Annotated in this window: 16 protein-coding genes; all 16 read right to left on the reverse strand. The window is 71.8% G+C overall.

Annotated features, from left to right (window positions below; all coding sequences use genetic code 11):
- Window positions 1–40 precede the first annotated feature (40 nt).
- Window positions 41–2,014 (reverse strand): ATP-binding protein, encoded by a 1,974-nt coding sequence (locus ACH4UM_RS22580; RefSeq protein ID WP_398182026.1) that lies wholly within the window; start codon window positions 2,012–2,014, stop codon window positions 41–43.
- On the reverse strand, window positions 2,011–2,697 hold the full coding sequence (locus ACH4UM_RS22585) for a DUF4255 domain-containing protein (protein WP_398182029.1): 687 nt from the start codon (window positions 2,695–2,697) through the stop codon (window positions 2,011–2,013). Before ACH4UM_RS22585 ends, ACH4UM_RS22580 begins: the two co-directional genes overlap by 4 nt.
- A complete protein-coding gene (locus ACH4UM_RS22590) occupies window positions 2,694–3,998 on the reverse strand; it encodes a hypothetical protein (RefSeq protein ID WP_398182032.1) in 1,305 nt (434 codons plus the stop codon). The genes ACH4UM_RS22585 and ACH4UM_RS22590 overlap by 4 nt, the downstream gene beginning before the upstream one ends.
- Window positions 3,995–5,224: an NADase-type glycan-binding domain-containing protein gene (locus ACH4UM_RS22595; protein ID WP_398182034.1), complete on the reverse strand. Its 1,230-nt coding sequence runs from the start codon at window positions 5,222–5,224 to the stop codon at window positions 3,995–3,997. Before ACH4UM_RS22595 ends, ACH4UM_RS22590 begins: the two co-directional genes overlap by 4 nt.
- Window positions 5,225–5,878 carry a hypothetical protein gene (locus tag ACH4UM_RS22600; protein WP_398182037.1) on the reverse strand — a complete coding sequence of 218 codons (654 nt, stop codon included), beginning with the start codon at window positions 5,876–5,878 and terminating at the stop codon, window positions 5,225–5,227.
- 48 nt (window positions 5,879–5,926) lie between these two features.
- The gene (locus ACH4UM_RS22605; protein WP_398182040.1) at window positions 5,927–7,876 is read right to left on the reverse strand and encodes a putative baseplate assembly protein; all 1,950 of its coding nucleotides are present in this window, start codon (window positions 7,874–7,876) and stop codon (window positions 5,927–5,929) included.
- Window positions 7,863–8,369: a GPW/gp25 family protein gene (locus tag ACH4UM_RS22610; RefSeq protein WP_398182043.1), complete on the reverse strand. Its 507-nt coding sequence runs from the start codon at window positions 8,367–8,369 to the stop codon at window positions 7,863–7,865. Before ACH4UM_RS22610 ends, ACH4UM_RS22605 begins: the two co-directional genes overlap by 14 nt.
- A gap of 1 nt (window position 8,370) precedes the next feature.
- A complete protein-coding gene (locus ACH4UM_RS22615; protein ID WP_398182046.1) occupies window positions 8,371–8,700 on the reverse strand; it encodes a PAAR domain-containing protein in 330 nt (109 codons plus the stop codon).
- Window positions 8,701–8,834: 134 nt separating this feature from the next.
- Window positions 8,835–10,604, reverse strand: a complete 1,770-nt coding sequence (locus tag ACH4UM_RS22620) for a VgrG-related protein (protein WP_398182049.1) — start codon at window positions 10,602–10,604, stop codon at window positions 8,835–8,837.
- Between the two features lie 154 nt (window positions 10,605–10,758).
- The gene (locus ACH4UM_RS22625; protein ID WP_398182052.1) at window positions 10,759–11,463 is read right to left on the reverse strand and encodes a peptidase M23; all 705 of its coding nucleotides are present in this window, start codon (window positions 11,461–11,463) and stop codon (window positions 10,759–10,761) included.
- A 93-nt stretch (window positions 11,464–11,556) separates the two neighbouring features.
- Window positions 11,557–11,997: a phage tail protein gene (locus ACH4UM_RS22630; RefSeq protein WP_398182055.1), complete on the reverse strand. Its 441-nt coding sequence runs from the start codon at window positions 11,995–11,997 to the stop codon at window positions 11,557–11,559.
- Window positions 11,987–12,268 (reverse strand): hypothetical protein, encoded by a 282-nt coding sequence (locus ACH4UM_RS22635; protein ID WP_398182057.1) that lies wholly within the window; start codon window positions 12,266–12,268, stop codon window positions 11,987–11,989. Before ACH4UM_RS22635 ends, ACH4UM_RS22630 begins: the two co-directional genes overlap by 11 nt.
- Window positions 12,269–15,600: 3,332 nt before the next feature.
- A complete protein-coding gene (locus ACH4UM_RS22640; RefSeq protein ID WP_398182060.1) occupies window positions 15,601–15,756 on the reverse strand; it encodes a DUF6760 family protein in 156 nt (51 codons plus the stop codon).
- A 2-nt stretch (window positions 15,757–15,758) separates the two neighbouring features.
- Complete coding sequence (locus ACH4UM_RS22645; protein WP_398182063.1) at window positions 15,759–16,238, reverse strand: hypothetical protein; 480 nt, start codon at window positions 16,236–16,238, stop codon at window positions 15,759–15,761.
- An 11-nt stretch (window positions 16,239–16,249) separates the two neighbouring features.
- Window positions 16,250–16,690: a phage tail protein gene (locus ACH4UM_RS22650; protein ID WP_398182123.1), complete on the reverse strand. Its 441-nt coding sequence runs from the start codon at window positions 16,688–16,690 to the stop codon at window positions 16,250–16,252.
- Window positions 16,691–16,779: 89 nt separating this feature from the next.
- Complete coding sequence (locus ACH4UM_RS22655) at window positions 16,780–18,438, reverse strand: phage tail sheath family protein (protein WP_398182066.1); 1,659 nt, start codon at window positions 18,436–18,438, stop codon at window positions 16,780–16,782.
- Window positions 18,439–19,009 lie beyond the last annotated feature (571 nt).

The raw sequence follows: 19,009 nt of genomic DNA on the forward strand, positions 1-19,009 counted from the left end.
CGGGTTCTCCGGCCGGTGCGTGGTGCTGCGCCGCCGTGGTTCACAGGTCGTCGAAGAGCCGGCCCAGCTTGCGGTATTCGACTTCGACGCCCTTGAGCAGGTCGCGCATGGAGACGTCTCGGTCCTCCGCCGCGGCGGCGAAGGCAGCGGTCTCGACGGCGGCCCGGATGCTGCCTCCGGCGAGGCCGAACCGAGCCGCCAGATGGTCGATGTCGCAGATGTCCGCGCGCTCCGCGCCGAGGAACGCGCGCCACAGCCGGGCCCGCACCTCGGGTTCCGGGCTCTGGAATTCGATGACCTCGTCGAACCGGCGGGTGAAGGCGCTGTCCATGTTGGAGCGCAGGTTCGTGGTCAGGACGGCGAGGCCGTCGAAGGACTCCAGGCGCTGCAGCAGATAGGCGCTCTGCATGTTCGCGTAGCGGTCGTTCGCGTCGCGTACGGCGCCGCGCTTGGCGAACATCGAGTCGGCCTCGTCGAAGAGGAGCACGCCGCCGAGCGACTCCGCGGCGGAGAAGACCCGCTCGAGGTTCTTCTCCGTCTCGCCGATGTATTTCGACACCACGGTCGACAGGCTGACGATGTAGAGATCAACACCCAGTTCGGCGGCGACCGCCTCGGCGGCCATCGTCTTGCCCGTGCCCGACTCGCCCGCGAACAAGGCGGCAGCTCCCCAACCGCGCCCACCGCCGCGGCGCAGCTGCCACGCGTCCAGCACCCGCTGCCGGTGCCTGATCCGGTAGGTCAGGGCCTGAAGCCGCTCGCGTACCGGCGGGGGCAGCACCAAGTCGTCCCACTTCACGCTCGGCTGGACGTGCCGGGCCAGGCGTCCCAGATCACGCAGCGCGCAGCCGCGGGAGATCTGCCGGGCACCGTCGGGTGACAGGATGCGAGCGTGGCGCGCGGCGTGACGCCGGGCACGGTCCAGGGCGGGTGCCGCGGTCGCGCACAGCCGTTCACCGAGAGGAGGCCGGGGCGGCGACACCTGCGGGGCCGGGGCCGCGCAGGCGCGGGTCAGGTCCAGGAGGACCGTCGGTGTCCCGCCCCACGCCTCGGCGTCCCAAGCGCCACTTCCGTACAGCACTGTCAGCAGCGGTGCCCCGGCCAGGCCCGTGAGCAGGCGGCGCAGCGCCGGGGCTTCCCTGGCGTCCGGTTCGACGAAGACGGGGACGACGGCGGCTCCGTGCAGCAGTCGCGCCTCCCGCACCACCGTGTCCGTGAAGTCGTCAGGCGCGTGCTCCAGTTCCTCGGGATTCACCACGAGCGGTGTCCGGCCGGCCTCTCTCAGGGCTGCACAGGCCGCGGGCAGCGCCAGCCCGCTGGTGTCCTCCTGGACATAGACGCTGCTCCCCCGCCCGGCACCGTCCGTGTGTTCCGTGAGACAGGCCTTCAGCGCGGCGAGGGCGGCCGGGTCTGCCGGGCCCGCTCCCTGGCCGAGCGCCTGCAGGTGGGGGCCGCACGTGTACGCCACGGCGTCCTCCCAGTCTCCGAGGAGGTGGCCCACGACCCGGTCCGGCACCCGCATCAGGCGTTCGAGATGGGTCGACCCGGGGTTCTCGTACGTGATCAGGCCGCCCCTCAACAGGGCGGAGCTCGCGCGGAGCAACCCGCGCGCCGTGCCCTCGGCGGCCGGGATGCCCAGCACCTCCAGGGCGAGGGCGACGGTGGGCCGGGACGAGTTGGCGCCGCTCAGCATCCGGTATGCGGCCCCGCACACCGCGTTGAGCTCGGGCAGCACCGCGCACACCAGCAGGTCGGTCTCGGCCGGACTCAGGCCGAACTCCCGCACCAGGTGGACCAACGGGTCGCCGTCGCCGTACTGCTCGAGGTCCCAGACACCTGTGGACGCGGTGTCCGCCGGGGGCCTGTCGAGCGCCGCGCCCGGGGCATCCTGAGGATCGGCGGCGCGCTGGGCGTACAGCAGCCGCAGCCTGTCCTCGACCACGGTCAGGCGGGTTTCCAGCAGGCCGCCGTGAGCCTCCGCACCGTCGGCAGGACTCCGGAGGAGAGGACTCATGCGATCTCCTCGACGTTACGGCGGTGCCGGGTGGAGGCGGCCGCCGGGCCTGGTGGTTCGCCCGGTGCGTCGCCGGCGCCCGGTACGTCGCCGGCCACTTCCCTGTCTGCCAGATGTCGCGCCCTCAGGCGCATACCCTTGGCCGGCGCCGGCCCGCTCTCCTCGGCGGGTCTGTTGAGGGAAACGGTGACCGCGAGGTCGAGTACGGGTCTGGCGGCGATGCCCAGGGCCGGCCACAGCCGGGAGGCCGCGGTCTCCGCCGCACCGCCGGCCTCGCGCAGTCCCAGTGACAGCCGCCTGTTGGCGTCGATGCTGCCGTCGGGGCTGTGCACCACCAGCTCCTCGGTGCGCACACACCATTCGAGCAGGGCGCCGAGCATGTGGTGCTCGTCCTGGACCGACTGCGCCCAGACACTGACCAGGTAGGTGAACCGGAAGTAGCGCGGGGGGGCGGCGTAACCGACCACGGTGCCCTGCTCGTCGACGATGCTGACGCCGCCCGACTGGCTGCGGGAGGCGTCCTCCTCGATGCCGTACAGGAAGAGGTTGACGCATGGCCCGGCGCGCCGGGCGGCCCAGGTGGCGTCGGGCGTGTCGAAGGTCACCTGGATGCCGGCGGCCCGCAGCGGGCCGCATACCAGTTCCTTTCTGAGGGTCTCGTCAACCTGCTGCACCACACTCACCGGTGGCCCTCCTGCGCCGTGTCGTCCTTGGAGAAAGGCCCCTTGTCCGGGATGAGTTCACCCGTCACCAGCGCCGTGGCCGTGCATGTGCCTGCGCCCGCCGACGACCCGGGAGACGGTGACGCCGAGGGGAGGGCCGCGGCCGAGGGGTTGGCGCCCTCGGCACACTGCACGGTCATCCGCACGGTCCCGCCCTCCTGCACCACCACGGGAACCTTGGGGGTGATGTCCTTGGCCTGGCTCAGGGACAGGCTCCCCAGCGGCTTGTCCCCGGCGCTGAGCAGGAGTGTGCCGGTGCCTGCCGCGGTGATCTGCACCGTCGTCAGCAGCAGCCGGTAGCCCTTCTTCACCGTGTATGCGCTGTCCTTGCTGCCCGCGGTGGTCTGGACGAACAGCGGTTGCTGGAGCTGTCTCTTCTTCGGGGCCTGGGCCGCTTCCTGGCTCTTCTGTTTCTCCTCGGCCTTCTTCTGCTCCTCCTGTCGGGCTTTGGCCGCGGCGTCGTTGACCTGCTCCAGCTGCGCGGGGCCTGCGGCGGTCTGGGTACGCGGCGCGCGGGTTCCGCCGCCGACGGGGGACATCCACAGGGCCGCGCCGGCGACGACGGTTGCCAGCAGCACCATCGCCGCCTTGGAGCCGCCGGTGGTCAGGACCGGGCGCCGCCGGTAGGTGAACACCGTCTCGCGGGCCGCTGCCTTGCCCCATTCGGCGGTGACCTTGACGTTCCAGTTCTGGGCCTTGCCGACCACGGCCGGCCGGGCAGGCCGTAGCGCGATGCCGACACGTGCCTTCTCGCCCACTCCGAGCACCACCCGCGAGCGGCGCAACTGTGAGCGCAGCGGTGCCTTCTCGTCCTGGGGAGCGGTGCGCAGCCGGACGGCGACCACGGTGTTCCCGGTGTTGCACAGGGTGATGAGGTTGCTGCCAAAAAGGCGTCCGGCCGTCTGCGGTCGGGCGAGTTCCGCCTCGACGTCGCGGAAGGCGCCGATGTCGATCTCGGCTTCGGGGACGGCGACGAGGGAGGGGTCCTGCACCGATGCGACGTGGACCGCGAACACCATGGGACCTGGCCTCAGTTCGCTGCTCCGGGGCACGGCGATCGGGATCTTGATCTTCTCGTGCATGCCGGGGTAGACCGGCAGCTGCCCCAGCCTGCACTCGCCCCATTGCCCTGGCGGGCCCAGCAGTGTCAGGTCGTAGGCATCGACGATGCGGCCTTCGTTCCAGACGTGGAGCTCGGCGCTCAGCATGCTGCCGGGCACGACGGTCTCGGGGGGTACGGTCAGTTCGGCGCGTGGCGTCATGTGTCCTGCCTGGTGAAGAACTGCACTTCGGCCACCGCGACAGGAGTGCCGGGCTGCAGGCCGGCGTGCACGCCGCTGATCCGCAGTCGTATCGAGACGACGTCGTCGACGCCCCACCCGACGTCTTGCGGACCGGGCTGGTCGGCGAGGGTGATCTCCTTCCGCACGGACGTCCCGTCGGCCGTGACGGCGATCGCGCTGAGACGGGTGAGCCGTCCCACGGCCAAGTACTGCTTGGGTTCCTTGCCGGCTCCGTTGACGATGACGAGCCCGGTCAGCCGGAACGGCCGGGGGAACCTGGCTGTCAGGGACTGGCCGACCGCGTCCTCGCCCCGCTGCTCGGGAGCCCAGGCGCGGTTGTCCACACCGTCGACCGACTTGCTCGCCTCATAGCCGTTCGCCTCGCTGGTCGCCTCGACCGTGCTCGGCGCCATGAGGACCTGGGAGGAGAACCTGTCCTGGACCGCGGGAATCATCGCACGCAGCGTGCCGCCCGACGAGGCCGCCGTCAGGACAGCGGCGAAGCAGAACGGCATCGCGACCGGCAGAAGCAGCCAGCGGCGGTCCAGGTGCCAGGGCCGGGGGCGCTCGTCCCACCGCTTGCGCAGCCGCTGCCACCCGGTGAGCTGAGGCGGTTTTGGTGCGGGCCGCAGTCCCGCTCCGCAGGAACAGCAGTAGCTGCGGGCCTCGTCGTTGTCCGTGCCGCACTCCGGGCAGGGCAGGGCGCATCGCAGCGGTGTCCGCCACACGGCCTCGTCCGCCAAGTCCCCGTCCCGGTGGGTGGGTTCGTGGTGAGGCATGTGCGGCCCGGTCTGCAGCGCCGTGTGCGGCCGGTCGCAGGCGGGGGCCATCGGCACGTGGCCGGGTTGGCCGACGAGACTCGCGGGGTCGTCCGGACCGGTGCTCGGCGGCGGGTGGGCCGACTCCGACGGCGGGACCGGCGACGGCGGGACCGGCGACGGCGGCTGCTGCCAGGACGCCGGTACGGATGCCGGCTGCTGTGCTGCCCAGCCGGCATCGGCGGCATGTCCCGGATGCGCGGCAGGGGGTGCTTCGCGGACCACGGCGCGCGCCCCCGTATCGTCCCATCCCAGATAGGCGCCGCAGGAGACGCAGAACATCTCGCCGCTGTGAGCAGGCGTGCCGCAGGTGGCGCACAGCTCCCGGCCGCCCACCCCGCCAGTGTGTCCCGCACGGTCCGCGGCGCCGTCCCAGAATCCCGTCATTCAGACCACGTCCCCGGGCGAGGCGGGCGTCGCGGAGGCGGCGGGGGCCTGCAGGGACACGCTCACCCGGCCTGTGACATGGGCGGGGAGCCAGTCGCGCACCAGCGCTTCGATGTCCCGGGTACGGCCCGCGCAGCGGGCAGCGGCCGCGGGCGAGAGGACGAGGCGGACCTCGGCCCACGGGCGCGCCGCGCCGCCGGCCACCGGGCACTCCTGCGGCCTCCAGCCGCGGAACGTGCCGCCGGACTCGGTGATCTCCACTGTCGCGTCCAGCACCTCGCGGGCCAGGAGTTCCAGCCCGGCCCGCGTCCCTCGCAGGCCGTGCAGCCGACGTCCCAGCAGCAGGGCGGCACGGCCCCCGGTGGTGCCGACGACGGAGGGCAGATCGGTTCCGGTCCATCCGAGTATCCATGCCAGGAAGTCGGCGGGCGCCGTGCGCGGGCCGAAGTACGCCTCCAGACTGTCAAGGGTCTCGATGAGCGGGGCGAGGGTGTCGTCGAAGCCCGCGACGAAGCGGTCTGCGAAGTCTCCCGCCCGGTAGCTGTCGGGCAGCATCGACCGCAGCGACCGGCTGCCGGGGACCAGCGGTGGCGGTGCGTTCGTACCGCTCCCGCCGGCTGCCCGCCCACGGGAGCCGTCACCTGGTGTCCGCATAGCGTCTTTCCCCCTTTCTTGCATGTGTGGTCGTCGCGCTGGGTGCTGCTATCGGGGCTTGGTCACGGCCACTTGGTGCCGGTAGGACAGGAAGAAGGTCGTCGGCCCCGCCTCGATCCGTTTCTCGGCCTGCCGGCGCTCGCCCGTGGCCGTATCGGCGGCGTACATCTCCGCCTTGGTCACCGCCTCCACGCCGGGGCAGCGGGCGACCACCGCGTACACGTCACTCATCCGCAGCGCCCGCCCCATCGGCCAGCCCGCACGCCCGCCGTCCTGGGAGGGCAGCGGGCTGAGGAACCCGTGCAGCGCCCGCAGCACCTCCTCACGTACGGCCGCCGGGTCCGCGCCGCGCGCGGCCTCGACCTCGGCGATCACCGTCACGCCCTGATAGTCCGGGCCGCTCACCGCCACCCGGGTCCCCAGCGGGCGCGCCGCCTCGACGGCGTCGGCCACCGTGTCGAGCATGTCCTGCGAGGGGATCAACTCCCGCCAGCCCGCGGCCGCCTGGTGGTCCGTGACCTCGGGTACGACCAGGACACGCACCAGCGGACCGCCGCCCTCGTCGGCGTCGGCCACGCATTCGATGCGGCATGCCTCGCGGCAGGCGGCCCGTGCGATCGCCTCGTAGTCCCGTGCGGTCACCGCTCGCTCTTGGGTGCGCAGCCACTGCGCGGCGCGCTGCCGCACGCCCTCGACCGTCTCGGCGTCGACCCCGCCGACCGCGCCCGTGCGGTTCTCCACCCGGCAGATCAGCGCGATCGGTGTGCGCAGAACCGTCAGGGTGTGCGCGGCGACGTTGCCCGCGCGACCGCCGCCCCTGCGGTACCCGGCGACGCTGATGCGCGCACCGATGGCCGGCACGGCCCCGTACTGACGGATGGTGCCGTCCGGCTCGCGGACCGCCGGGCCGAACCGCACCTCTCCCGCGACCTCATCCACCGTCACATGCCGTTCGTCCGGCCCGGAATCGGCGAAGTTCGTCACCGCCGTCCACTCGTGCGGGCTGCCGGATTCCACGGTGATCACGGTGTGCAGCGAGCCGGCGGCCACGGGGGTGCGCTCCAGGGTGAAGCGCTGCCCCGGTGTGCCGTCCGAGGTGCCCAGTTCTTCGCTGCTGATGACCTCGCCGTGCACGGCGGTGGTGGTACCGCCCACGGTGAACGCCTCCACGGCGTTGATCTGGGGCGAGGCCGCGTACGGCGGCTGCCCGGGGGCGGGCTCGACGACGCGGCAGCGCAGCCAGGCGGCGCGGCGCCTGCCGATCAGCGAGGGCGTGTGACCCTCCGGGACGAACAGCACCACCTCGCCGGGCCGGTTCAGGCCACCGGTGGAGTCGCGGTCGACCTCGCACCGGGACCAGCCCTCCTCGCACCACGCCTCCCACACCAGCGGTGGGCGCCGCGGGTCCACGCCGATGCCCTCCAGCGAGCAGTCGATGCGCAACACGAGGGCGCACCGCGGGACGGCCTCGGTAACCCCGATCAGCAGGCTGTCTCCCGGCGTGGGCCGGGGCGAGAAGCAGGTGACGCCCTCTCCCGCCAGGAAGCGCTCGGTGACCAGCACCGCGCCGTGGCCCACCTCCGCCGTGCCGATGTGCTTGAACGCGGTGGGCACGATGTCCAGTTCACGGTCGACGGTGAAGATGCAAGCCGGTCTGTGTCCGGTGCGTGGCGTGGCGACCTCGGCGCCGGCCGGTACCGTCACCGTGGCCTCCAGGGTCGCGGAGAGCCAGAAGGTCAGCTCGGTGCGGGCCGCCCGAGGGGGCAGCAGCTGGACGCCCAGCAGGTCCAGAAAGTCGAGGTGGATCTTGTCGGGTATCTGGTTGAGGCGGTAGCTGAGCTGGTCGACCATGTGCGCGAACGCCTCGATGAGGGCGACACCGGGGTCGGAGACGTTGTGGTCGGTCCACTCGGGGCAGCGGCGCTGGATGAACCGTTTGGCGTCGTCGACCAGGTCCTGGAAGCGCCGGTCGTCGAGGTTCGGACTAGGCAGTGGCATCGTGGTGGGCTTCTTCTCGTGCAGTGTGGGAAGGGCCGGGAGCGGGGACCTCGCCGGGCGGGCTCGCGGCCTGGGCGGCCGGTGTCCCCTCGGTGTCGCCGTGAGGAGGGATGACGTAGAAGGGGTGGACGAGGTTGCGGCGGCTGTTGGTGGTCGCCAGGTGGTAGCGGACGTGGATGTGCAGCACATCCGGCTCGTCCACCCGCTGGACGACGTCGACGTCGTCCACGACGATCCGCGGTTCCCAGCGGTCCAGCGCCCGCCACACCTCCCGGGCGATCGCCCCGCTGGTGGAGGCGTCGAAGGAACCGAAGACCTGGTCGCGTATGGCGCAGCCGAACTCCGGGCGCATCGGCCGCTCGCCGGGCTCGGTGCCCAGGATGAGGCGGATGGACTGCTCGATCTCCGGCCAGCCCTCGACCATGGCCACCCCGCCGGACGGGCTGACACCCATCGGCCACGCCCAGCCCCGGCCGATGAAGAGTTCCGACATCTCAGCCGCCGATGTGCACGGTCGGTGCGCCGCCGACGACCGCTGCCCCACAGGGCAGCTTGTCGCCGAGCCTGGCCGCGGGCATGCCACCGATGAGCACGGTCTTGCCGGAGGCGGGGACCGGGACCAGCGGCATGGGAGGCAGCGGCGGTATGTGGGCGGGGAAGGTGCAGGTGGCCAGCGAGGCTGCCACCGCGGCGGGCTGCCCGGCGATCAGCACGGTGGGGACGAGCGGCGGCCCGGTGATGACTCCAGTGCCGACAGGGACAGGAACGGGGGTGGGGTTGGGGATGTGGGAGGTGGCGTCGCCGATCCGGGCTGCTGGAGGCATGTCACCGGTCTCCTTTCGTCACGGCGGTGGGATGCGGATGTCGTAGGGCGTACTCGGGGGCTTCGGACGGGGTCTGGGGCATCGGCGGGGTGTGGGGCGATGAGGGGGCTGGGGCAACAGGGCGTCCTTGTCGCTCAGTTGAGCTTGACCAGCGTTGCCGAGATCTCGGCGAGGGCGCCGCCCTGGACCTTCACCGCGCCGCTGCCGGAAACCTTGACGTCGGTGCCGGACACCTCGACCTGCGTACCGGAGAGCTTGATCTGGGCCCCGTTGAGCGTCAGGGCCCCCGAGCCGGCATCCAGCGTGATGCCCTCCCCCTTGACCTGCACGGTGCGCTGCGCCTCGATGACGACGGAGCCGTCGCTGTGGATGGCGACGCGAGTGCCGTGCTGGTCCAGGTCGATGCGGAACTTGTTGTCCCCGGTGGCCAGCAGCACCCCCAACGGCCCCTGCTCGGCGTCCAGCAGTTCCAGCCGGTGCCCCTTCTTCGACACGAAGGAGCGGCGGTTCGTGGTGCCCCTGGTCCTGTCGTACAGGTCGACCTGGTGGGGGCTGGGCTTGTCGACGCCGTTGTAGAGCCCGCCGATCACGTACGGGCGGTCCAGGTCACCCTGCTCGAAGCCGACCAGCACCTCGTCGCCGGTCTCCGGCAGGACGACGCCGCCGCCCTTGCTGCCGCCCAGCTGCACGGTCCGGGCCCACGCGCTGACGTAGTCGTCCGACAGCCACGGGAACCGCAGCCTGACCCGGCCCTGGTCCTTGGGATCCTTGATGTCGACGACCTCGGCTGGAACCAGCCCCGGTATCCGGTGTGCGCCGCTCTCGGTGTCACCGGGGCCGCCGACCGCCGAGCGATCGGCGCCCTCGCACACCGCCGCCTCGGTCAGGTAACCGGTGTCCGGGTGGTACTCATGCCGTACCGACGTGACGGTGTAGCGCCCGCCGTACCGGTCGCCGAGCCCGCTGAGCGTGACCGCGGAGCGCAGCCGCAGCCGAGGCTCTCCCCGGACCACGGCACGCAGCTCGGTCAGGCTCCCGGCGACCTCCTGCGCCATCGCTCCGGCGAGCAGCTCGACCTCGTTCTGGCTCGCGCGCGGGACCGAGGACAGCCGAAGCGGCTCGCCGCCCACCGCGGCCGGGGCCTTCCAGCGGACGTCGCGGGACGGGGTGCCCTCCACCTTCCGCTCGGCGACCAGCTTCTGCTTGCGCTCCGGGTCCCAGCCCCTCACCTCCACGCCGACGACCTGCTGCCGCAGCAAGGCGCCGGAGTGCATCTTCACCAGGTTCTGCCCGTACTCCAGGACGAACGCGCTCTGCCGGGCGCGCGCCCGGCCCGCGGGCGCCCCGGACGCCGCCGCCAGCCGCCTGAAGTGCAGGGCACCAGCGCGGACGAAGACGTCGCAGCCGTTCTCCCGCGCCAGGTGGGTGAGGAAGTCCCAGTCGCAGACCCCGGGCTGGGTGAGGAATTCGTACACCAGCGGTGTACGGTCCACCTCCCCGACCTTCAGCCCGGCCTTGCGCGCCAGCGAGGCGGCGATCTCCCCCGCGGACATCTGGTGGTAGCCGGCCACCCGGCGCCCCCGCTTCAGCCGGTGCGCCAGATCCTCTGCCAGGACGACGCTGAAGGTGCCCGATTCCCCGGCCCGCACCTCGCAGCCGGTGACCTCGCCGTCGAACAGCTCGGTCTTCCCGCGCGGGTCCCGGGCCGCCAGCTTCAGGGGCGCCCCGAGCGCCAGAGGGGTGCTGCCCGGCAGCTCGCACCCGGGATCGCGGAACCCCAGCTCGCACGAGGCTGAGGCGCGGGCCGACTCCTCGACCACCGCCCAGGCCAGGGCAAGTCCCCAGAGACGGGGCAACGCCTGCCCTGCGACCTGCACGTCGAGTCCTGCGGTGTGCCGCTCCACGACTTCCTCTTCTCTCCGGCTTCTTCGCGGTCGCTTCCTTGTGGTCGCCTCTTCGTGGCAGAGGCCCTGTTGAGGGTCCTTGATGCCGTATGCCGACTTGCCGCGACCTGATCCGTGCTGCCCGGCCGAGGTCGGTCCCCGCCGCCGATCGAGGTCACTCCTCGTCCCGCCCCGGCAGCAAGATCTGCGTGCCCGGGCGCAGCAGCCACGGGTCGCGCAGTCCGTTCAGCTCGGCGACGGCCCGCCAGGCCGCCGCTCCGCCCAGCTCCTGGTGGGCGATGGACTGCAGCGAGTCCCCGGCGACGACGGTGCGGGCACGGCGCGACGACGGCGAACCGGAGGTGGGGTTCTGCCCCTTCGTCGCCCCGCCGATCTCCTCCAGCGTGATCTCACACACCGCCCGCTGGGGACTGCCCTGCGGGGAGAACCGGGTATAGGTGGCTTGCAGCTTCCGCAGATACGCCAGGAAGGACACCGAGGCGAAGTCCCCCCACCGGAACCTGACCCAGGGGGGCGAGGGCCGGTCCGCGTCGATGCTGTCCTCGGTCGGCGCACAGCACTCCAGCAGCTTGCCGACCCGCGCGTCGATCGACCGGCCGCGTTGGTCCGCACCGTCCAGCAGCACCGTCATCGCCAGCACCCGCGGCAGACTCCCGGTGAACTCCGGCACCGGGGCACGGGGCGCGGAGCGCACGCTGTGGCGCGTCCATGCGGCCCCCTTGACGAGCGCCAGCTCGGCCGGGTTGAACTGCAGCTCGATCTCGTCGATCCGCCCGCCCGGGTCGGTTCCGCCGTTGCCCGGCGGGGCGTACACCTCCAACGATGCCCGCACCATCTTGTCGAGGCTCTCACCGGACATGCCGTCTCCCTGGAATGATCTTCCGGATGGCCTTCCACGTGCGGACGGGCCCGGGGTGGCGCGAGCCCGCCCAGGTGACCGCGTCGCCCCGCCTCACGTCGTCCCCGCCTTGAAGAAGCCGTGGTGGACGATCTCCAGCACCTCCGTGGCGGCCATCGGCGCCGACACGTCGAAGTTCGGCCCGCTCCAGGAGACGGGCACCACGTTCAGCAGATCCCACTTGGCGACCACCGTGCCGGTGGACGACAGCGACGCGATCTGCCCCGTCCGCTGCCGGGATTCGTTGACCGCGTCCATCACCCACTGACTCGTCTTCTCGGCCTCGGCGGTGAGCGGACGCGTCAGCACCAGGGGCGGGAACCTGACGCGCTTGGGGAGGTACCACGTCGAGTCGTTGCGACCGCCTTCGGCGTACTCCTCCATCTCGACAGTGGCGGACAGCCCCGTGCACCCAGTGAACACACCGAGGTCGACACCGTCGATAACGAGCCGGAACCGATGGGTGGTCCCCGGTTCGACCGGGTTACCCTGCATGCGTCACTCCCTCCTCGTCCTGTGCCGGCCACAGGCCGGTCGGCCGTTCCAGCCAGGTGCCGGGCCGTGCGGGCCGGCTCACGGCGGTGGCGACGCCGGGCTCCTGCCGGCCCAGCGGCAGGCCGGTGCTCCCGCGGTACCACCCGTCGGGCAGGGGCACCTGCGCGTCCGCAGGGTGCGGGTCCAGGCCGATGCGCGGGGCGCGCGCCGCGATGGGCGTGACCTTGCCCGCACGTCTTTCGGGTTCGCCTCCGCGTACGGCGCCGGGCATCGGACGGCGGTACGTCGCAACGGCACCGGGGTGGCCGTACGGGAGCGGGGCGACGGAGGGCGTGGCCTCGCGCCCCGGCTCGGAGCAGGGGGCCGGCTCCGGGTCGGCCGGCTCCGCGTGAAGCGCATCCTGGACGGCGGGCGTCGGCGCCACGGTGCGTGGCGGCTCGCAGACCGCCTGCCCGCCCTCTGGCCCCGTCCCTGCGTGCTGGGTCGTCCTGTTGGCTGCCCAGGGCGTGGACCGCGGACCGATGGGCTCATCCGCGGCCGCCGGGACTGCTCCGGGTGACAACGTGCGAAAGGCGTTGCTCCTCGCGGGAAGCGAGAGCGGCTTCGACGAGTCGGCAGCACCAACAGCCCGCGTCAGCGCCGCCACCGCGGGGGCGATCCCCGGGACAGACACGGCCCCGCCGCCGCGCGCGCCATCGCGCACGGCCGCCGTCAGCCGCCCCGGCACCCGAGTGATCGAGGCGCGCGCGCCGGCCGTCCTGGCACGGGCGGGCACCCGCGCCGACCGCGTGCGAACTGCGGGCTCCGTCCGTCCGGCCCCGAGGTTGAGCGCGCGAGGCGACCCGGTGCCCCGGGTGGTGTCTGCCTCCGCTACGGCAACGTCCGGGCGCACGAGCCGGGATGGCTCACTCAGCCGCTCGCCCGCCACCTTCGCCCCGCCGGTGGCGTCGGCGGAGAGACGACCAGCCGCCCGCTTGTGGGGCACCGTCCCCGAGTGCCGCGTGTGGCGCAGGTCGCTCGTACCCACGTGCGGGTACGGGGGGCGATCAGGCCGCACCGGAGCAGCAGCCGTGCCTGTCGGGCGGGGCCGAGGGCCGAAGCCCGGGCGCGGCAGCTCAGCCCCCTCGGCTCCAGCCCCTTCGGCGGACGGAGCTGTGGCAGCGTCAGAGACGTCGACTCCGGCGGTTTCGGTCTTCGCACGGCGTGATGGCCACGCAGCCGGTGGAGGCGTACGGCCACTGTGCGGACGCTCTGATGGGCGCGCCGCCGGGCGGCGGTGCCCCTCGTCCCGAGGCAGGCCGAGCGCATGTGGCTGATCCGGTGCGCCGGCATCCGCACCGCCAGGGCCCTCTGCCTCGGCGGGGCCCAAGTCCTTGGGCGTTCCCGCACTGGACCGTGCCGGGTTCCGAGTCAGGTCTGTCCCCACCCCGTGCGGGGCAGCGGCCTGGGGCGGCACGTTCTGTTCCGGTCGGCTCCCGGCGTGCTCGCCGCGGCGCACCGCGGTGCCCCGGACGTGAGCATCAGCAGCGGCGGGCACGGGGTTGCCGGGCCTGCGTCGAGGATCTTCCTGCGGCTGATGGGCATTTGGTTCGGCGCAGGGCGCGCCGACGGCGTGGCGGCTCTTCGGCGACTGCTGTGCACGGACGCGATCAGGGCTGTCGCCACGCGCAGCGCGGCCCCGTCCCCCGGAGGGTCGCACGGGCGGTTCCTCGAGGGATCCGACGCTGCTCGGCGCGGGTGCGCCGGAAGGCCCCGGCGGCGCAGAAGCCTGGTGCTGCACCGTCTCCAGGGCGCCCGGCGGCAGCTCCATGCTACGGCTCGTCTCATGCCGTGAACCCCGTGACGCCACAGCGGACTTACCTCGTGACCCAACAGCGGTCTGGCTGCGGACGGCGTTGGCCGGCGCGGACGCGCCGCTTCGTGCGGTACCGTCCGCAGCGCGCCTGCCAACCGGCTCGTCCTCGGGTGCGGCCCGCTGGCCATAATCGGCCTGCCGAAGCCCGCCGGCCTGCTCGCCCCGTACCGCCGCGGGTCCGGGCCCAGTCCCAGCGGCGTACTGCGCCTCCGGAACCCCATCCGAGGTCACGATGCCGGGTGAGTGCCGCTTCCGTGCGAGGCTCAGTGGGGCCGGACCGCTCCGCTGAGCCGCCACCGGGTGTTCGCGTCCCGCCTCCTCGCGCGCTGTGTTCTGCACCTGCCGTGTACTGGGGCCCTCGGTGACCGGACTCCCCTGCGGGTTTGCCGGAGCGTCCCGTCCCGACAGGCCGGAGTCCGGCGTACGAGGCCCGCGTCGTACCGCCTCACCCGCCACGTCTTCCGGTGACGCCGCTCGCGCGCGTTCGTCACGCCGGTACGCCGCCGGGCCCGCCTCCACGGCTGCGCTCACCCTGAGGTCCTCACGGACGCGAGCCTGGGCCTCAGCCCTCTCCGCAGAACCGCCCGCGCAGGTGTCGCGGACGGGCCCCGCGCTCTCGGGAGCGCGCTGCGGCTGACGCCGGACTCGGGGTGTTCCAAGCGCCCTCGTCAGGGCAGCACTCCGGAGCTCCTCGGCTCCTCCAGGGGCGCGGGGCGCCGAAGGCACCGGCGATGGAGAGTCCGCACCACCAGCCGACCGGGCCCGGGAGTCCCCGACGGTGGCCTGGGCTGCGGTTTCCGTCACGCCGGACTGGGCGGTGGCGTGCACCGGCACGGCTGCCGCCGAGAGAGCCGGGGCCTCCCGGCCCCGGGCGCCCGCGTTCGCCGGGTTGCCGCCGTCGGCCGTCGGCGAGCTTCCACGGCCCCGGGTCTCGCGCGCCCCGCGCATCACCTCGGGCCGCTCTGCCCGTGTACCGTCCGGAGCCGCGCCCGCGGCATCCACGCCGGCCGAACCACCCGAGGCGGCCGGGTCGGAGACGTCGGCGCGGTGAGCGGAGACTCTCACGGCCGCGGTGCCGGCCGCCCGGGCCGAACCCTCCTTCCTGCGCAACCGCCGTCCACCGGCCCGGACCGCACCATCCTCGCTGCGGTTCCGCCGCACACCCGCCCGGCGCCACCACCGCGTGCGCGGCCGGGTCGTGTGGTGGTCGTCTCCTGCAGCGCGCCCGGCCACGGGAATCCGCCCCGTGCCGGAACCCTGGCCGTCCACCGTGGCCGCGCGTAGCGCAGCAGCCGCCCCCGCCTCGGCGGCCGTAGCGGCTGGAGCGCCGTGCGCAGTGGGCCGCACCTCGGGTGTCACGCCGGGGTCGTGGTGGCGTGCGTCCCCGGCCCAGAGAAGGTACGCCGCCCGACGGTGCCGGGGTGCACCGGTCCACATGCCGACGGCCCCCCGGAACATCAGCTGAGGTTCCAGGTTCACCAGCAGCATCTGGTCCCCGCTCAACCGGACATCGCGCCAGGATGCGAGGGCTGCCGCGACGGTCGGCGCGTGCGTGACCGTGCGCAGCGTTCCCACGCAGAGGGTGGTGGCCGGCGGCACGATCCTGGGGATCCTCGCCGCCACTTGCGCCACCGCGGATTCCTCGGAACCCTCCGGCGTCCCGGCCCGCCCGGTCAGCGCGCCGGCGGCATCAGGTTCCACGGCCGTCTGCCCGCCGATCCTGCGGAACTTACGAAGCACCACGTTTCCTAACCTCTGCCTGCCACATGCTCGTTGATGGTTCTGATCTGGCGGATGTAGCGCATGCGCTCGCCGTGTTCCAGGTCGAGGATTTCGCTCAGCGGCCAGTGGAAGTGATAGGCGATGTACGCGATCTCGGCATACAGGTCGTCGATCGCGTACAACGTCATTCCCCCAGGCGGCTCCCCATGTCCACATGGAATTCATGGCTGCATTCCGGACATGCCGTGGTCGCCAGCGACGTGCCGTCCGTGTTGATCTTCTCGTAGAAGTTCTGCAGAAAGGCGAGGTCCGCCGCGAACATTTCCTCGATGATGCCGGCGTGCACATCGGTCAGGCTGCCCAGCCGGGGAATCAGCCGTCCCAGCAGCACGACCGAGAGATAGGCGGGATTCTCCTGGACCCGCTGGTCCTTGAGCGGGATGAGCTCGTCGCGGGCCGTCGCCAGGCGCATCACACCCTCTCGGTGGACGTTTCCCTCGCCATCCACATAGCCGCGCGGCAGTGTGAAGGGGAACTCCGTCCGGAGGGCTGCGGACCCGCGGGGCGGGACCGCAGCAGCACCGGGCGTGGCCGGCGAGTGCAGCGCGGTGCGTTCTCCGGCAGCAGCCGGATCCGGCAGCACCGGGACCACCGCCTCCGTCACCCGCCCGCGCCTCACGAGTCCGCTACCTTCAGCTCTTCGAATTCGATGGTGACGCTTTCGTCGACCGCGTTGGTCTGGCCGGCGATCAGGTCGCCGCTCTGCCACGAGCTCACCCAGGCACGCTCCAGCGTGATGCGCCGCACCGTCTGGCCGGTGTTGTCCTTCATCTCGATGGTGACGTTCTTCCGGGCTTTGGCGATGTCACCCTTGTCGTAGGTCTCCTTGATCCACTCGCTGAGTGCCTTGCTCTTGTCCATGCCGCGGGTGATGGTGACGCTGCCCGGCGTCTTGGCCCCGGGCTGCTTCCGGGTGTACACGACGCCCTTGTCGGTCACGTGCTGGCTGGTGATGACGTCCTGCTGCATACCGAGCCCGCTGACGCTCTTCAGCTGCTCCAGCTGCACCCCGTCGATCTGGATGCCGAAGGCGTGGACGATGAAATTGTCCTGCATGTCTGCCACTGCTGTTCCTCAATATCTCTCTCGAACGCACTCATGGGTGCGGTGCTGCTGTTCTCCCGGTGGCCGGCTTCGGCCTGCGGTTACTCGCCCGCCCCTGCCCCACCGGGTGATTCTTGGGAAATCCGGAAGACCACGAACTCGGCCGGCTTGACCGGGGCCACCCCGATCTCACAGACGACCTGGCCGGACTCGATGACGTCCGGCGGGTTGGTCTCGGCATCGCACTTGACGTAGAAGGCTTCGTCCGGGGTGGCGCCGAACAGCGCGCCCTGGCGCCACTCCCCGACGAGGAAGGCCGCGACATTCCGGCGGACCGTCGCCCACAGCCGCTCGTCGTTGGGCTCGAACACCACCCACTGAGAGCCCCGGAAAATCGATTCCTCCAGGTAGTTGAAGAGCCGGCGGACGTTCAGATAGCGCCAGGCGGGATCGCTGGAGAGAGTGCGCGCGCCCCAGACCCGGATGCCGCGCCCGGGGAAGCTGCGGATGCAGTTGATGCCCGCCGGATTGAGCCTTTCCTGCTCCCCCCTGGTGATCTGGATCCCCAGGTCCAGAGCTCCGCGCAGCACCTCGTTCGCCGGCGCCTTGTGCACACCTCGAGCCTCGTCGTTACGTGCCCACAGACCCGCGACATGCCCCGACGGCGGCATTATGAAGGTACTGCCGTTGGACGGGTCGGCCACCTTGATCCAGGGGTAGTACAGGGCCGCGAACTTGGAATCGAATCCGGCCTCGTTCTGCCGCCATTCATGGACCTTGGTCGGGCTCATGTCCGGCAGCGGGTCGATGATGGCCATCCGGTTGGCCATGTTCTCGCAGTGATCGATCATCGCCAGCTGCACTGCCTTGACCTGTTCGCGGGACAGGTCACCGCGCTGGTAGGCGGCCATCAGATCGGGGGCGGCCACCATCGTCACATCGTCGATCGCCTCAAGGCCCGACAGCCCCGAGCGCCGGCTGACATCGCCCACGTAGTGCGCGAGCACGCCACTGGCAGCACCCGCGTCGCCCTCCTCGGCTCCGGCCGCGGCAGGAGCCGAGGGCAGCACCAGGGACTGCTTCTCGGGCAGTGCCAGGGCGGCACCCGCGGTGGCGGCGGTCTCCTCCACGGAGAGGAGCTTCGAGCGCTCCTTGACCTGGGTCACCACGTACCGGTCCGAGGACGGGTCGGTGGAGACGTTGAAGGACTCGACCACCGAGCCCCCGACCTTGACCGACAGTTTGTAGGTTTCGTCGGCGTCCTTGGCGGCCTTCGCATCGCCCGGCTTCGCGTCCTCGCCGCCCTTGACGGCCGGTGGCCGGCGCGTCTTTGACGCCGCGTCGCTCTCCGGCGAGCGCTGCACCTCGACGGTCACGTCCGTGCCCGCGGCCGACGGCAGCGCCGCAATGCGGAAGCTGCCCAGCTGGTGCCGTGGGGCGTCGGTGAGAGGCCGCACGGCACCGTCTGCGTCCGCTCCCGGGCCGTCGCCGCCCGCAGGAGCTCCGACGCGTACGACGTAACAGGTTCCGCCACCGTTGGCGAAGAACCCGTACACGGAGTGACCCAGATAGCAGCCTTCCGCGAAATCCCCGAAGACACTGGTGAACTGACCCCAGTTGCTGACCCGGACGGGCTCGTTGAGCGGACCCTGTTCGGCGAATCCGACGAAGGCGGCGACCGCGGTGCCAACTCCTTCAACCGGGCGCGACCCGCTCTCCATCTCCTCCACGAACACGCCGGGGGACAAGTAATTGGGCACCCATCACTCCTATTCTCAACCGTACTGACCCGGATTCATCAACGGGAGAGGGCAGGCCGAACTCACCTGGCGAAACAGGCAGGGACGGGGCCTCAGCAGCCTCCCCGGATCGAACCGGGAGTTGGAAGCTACCACGCGAATATCGACGGTTCGGCAGAGTCGAAGTCCCGGAAGACAGCAGCCGAAGTCCCGGAAAGACACTCAGCCCTTGTGCTGACCTGCGGTGCTGCGCAAGGAAGTGCCGAGGGCCCCGGCCGAGCGCCTGCGACTTTGCGGGAAAACAGGTACCGGAAACGCGTAGTACTACGTATAAGCACACGGTCCAGGGCTGCGGGACGCCAACCGTCACCGGGCGGACCCGACCCGGTCCCGAGCTCTGTCCCGTCACCGGCCGGGAGACCCGACCCAAGTCCCTGGCCATCCGTCCCAGAGCCCCGGCCAACCTCAATACCGCGACTCTGTTGGTGGTGTTGGCGGCGTGCTGACACCTGGTCCGGTGGGTGCTCGTCTGGCGGGAGCGGGTGGTGTCGGCGGTGCGCCTGCTGCCGCAGGTGGAGATCCTCCGCCAGGT

Source organism: Streptomyces sp. NPDC020801 (genome assembly GCF_044334385.1).
In the GTDB taxonomy this organism is placed as follows: domain Bacteria; phylum Actinomycetota; class Actinomycetes; order Streptomycetales; family Streptomycetaceae; genus Streptomyces.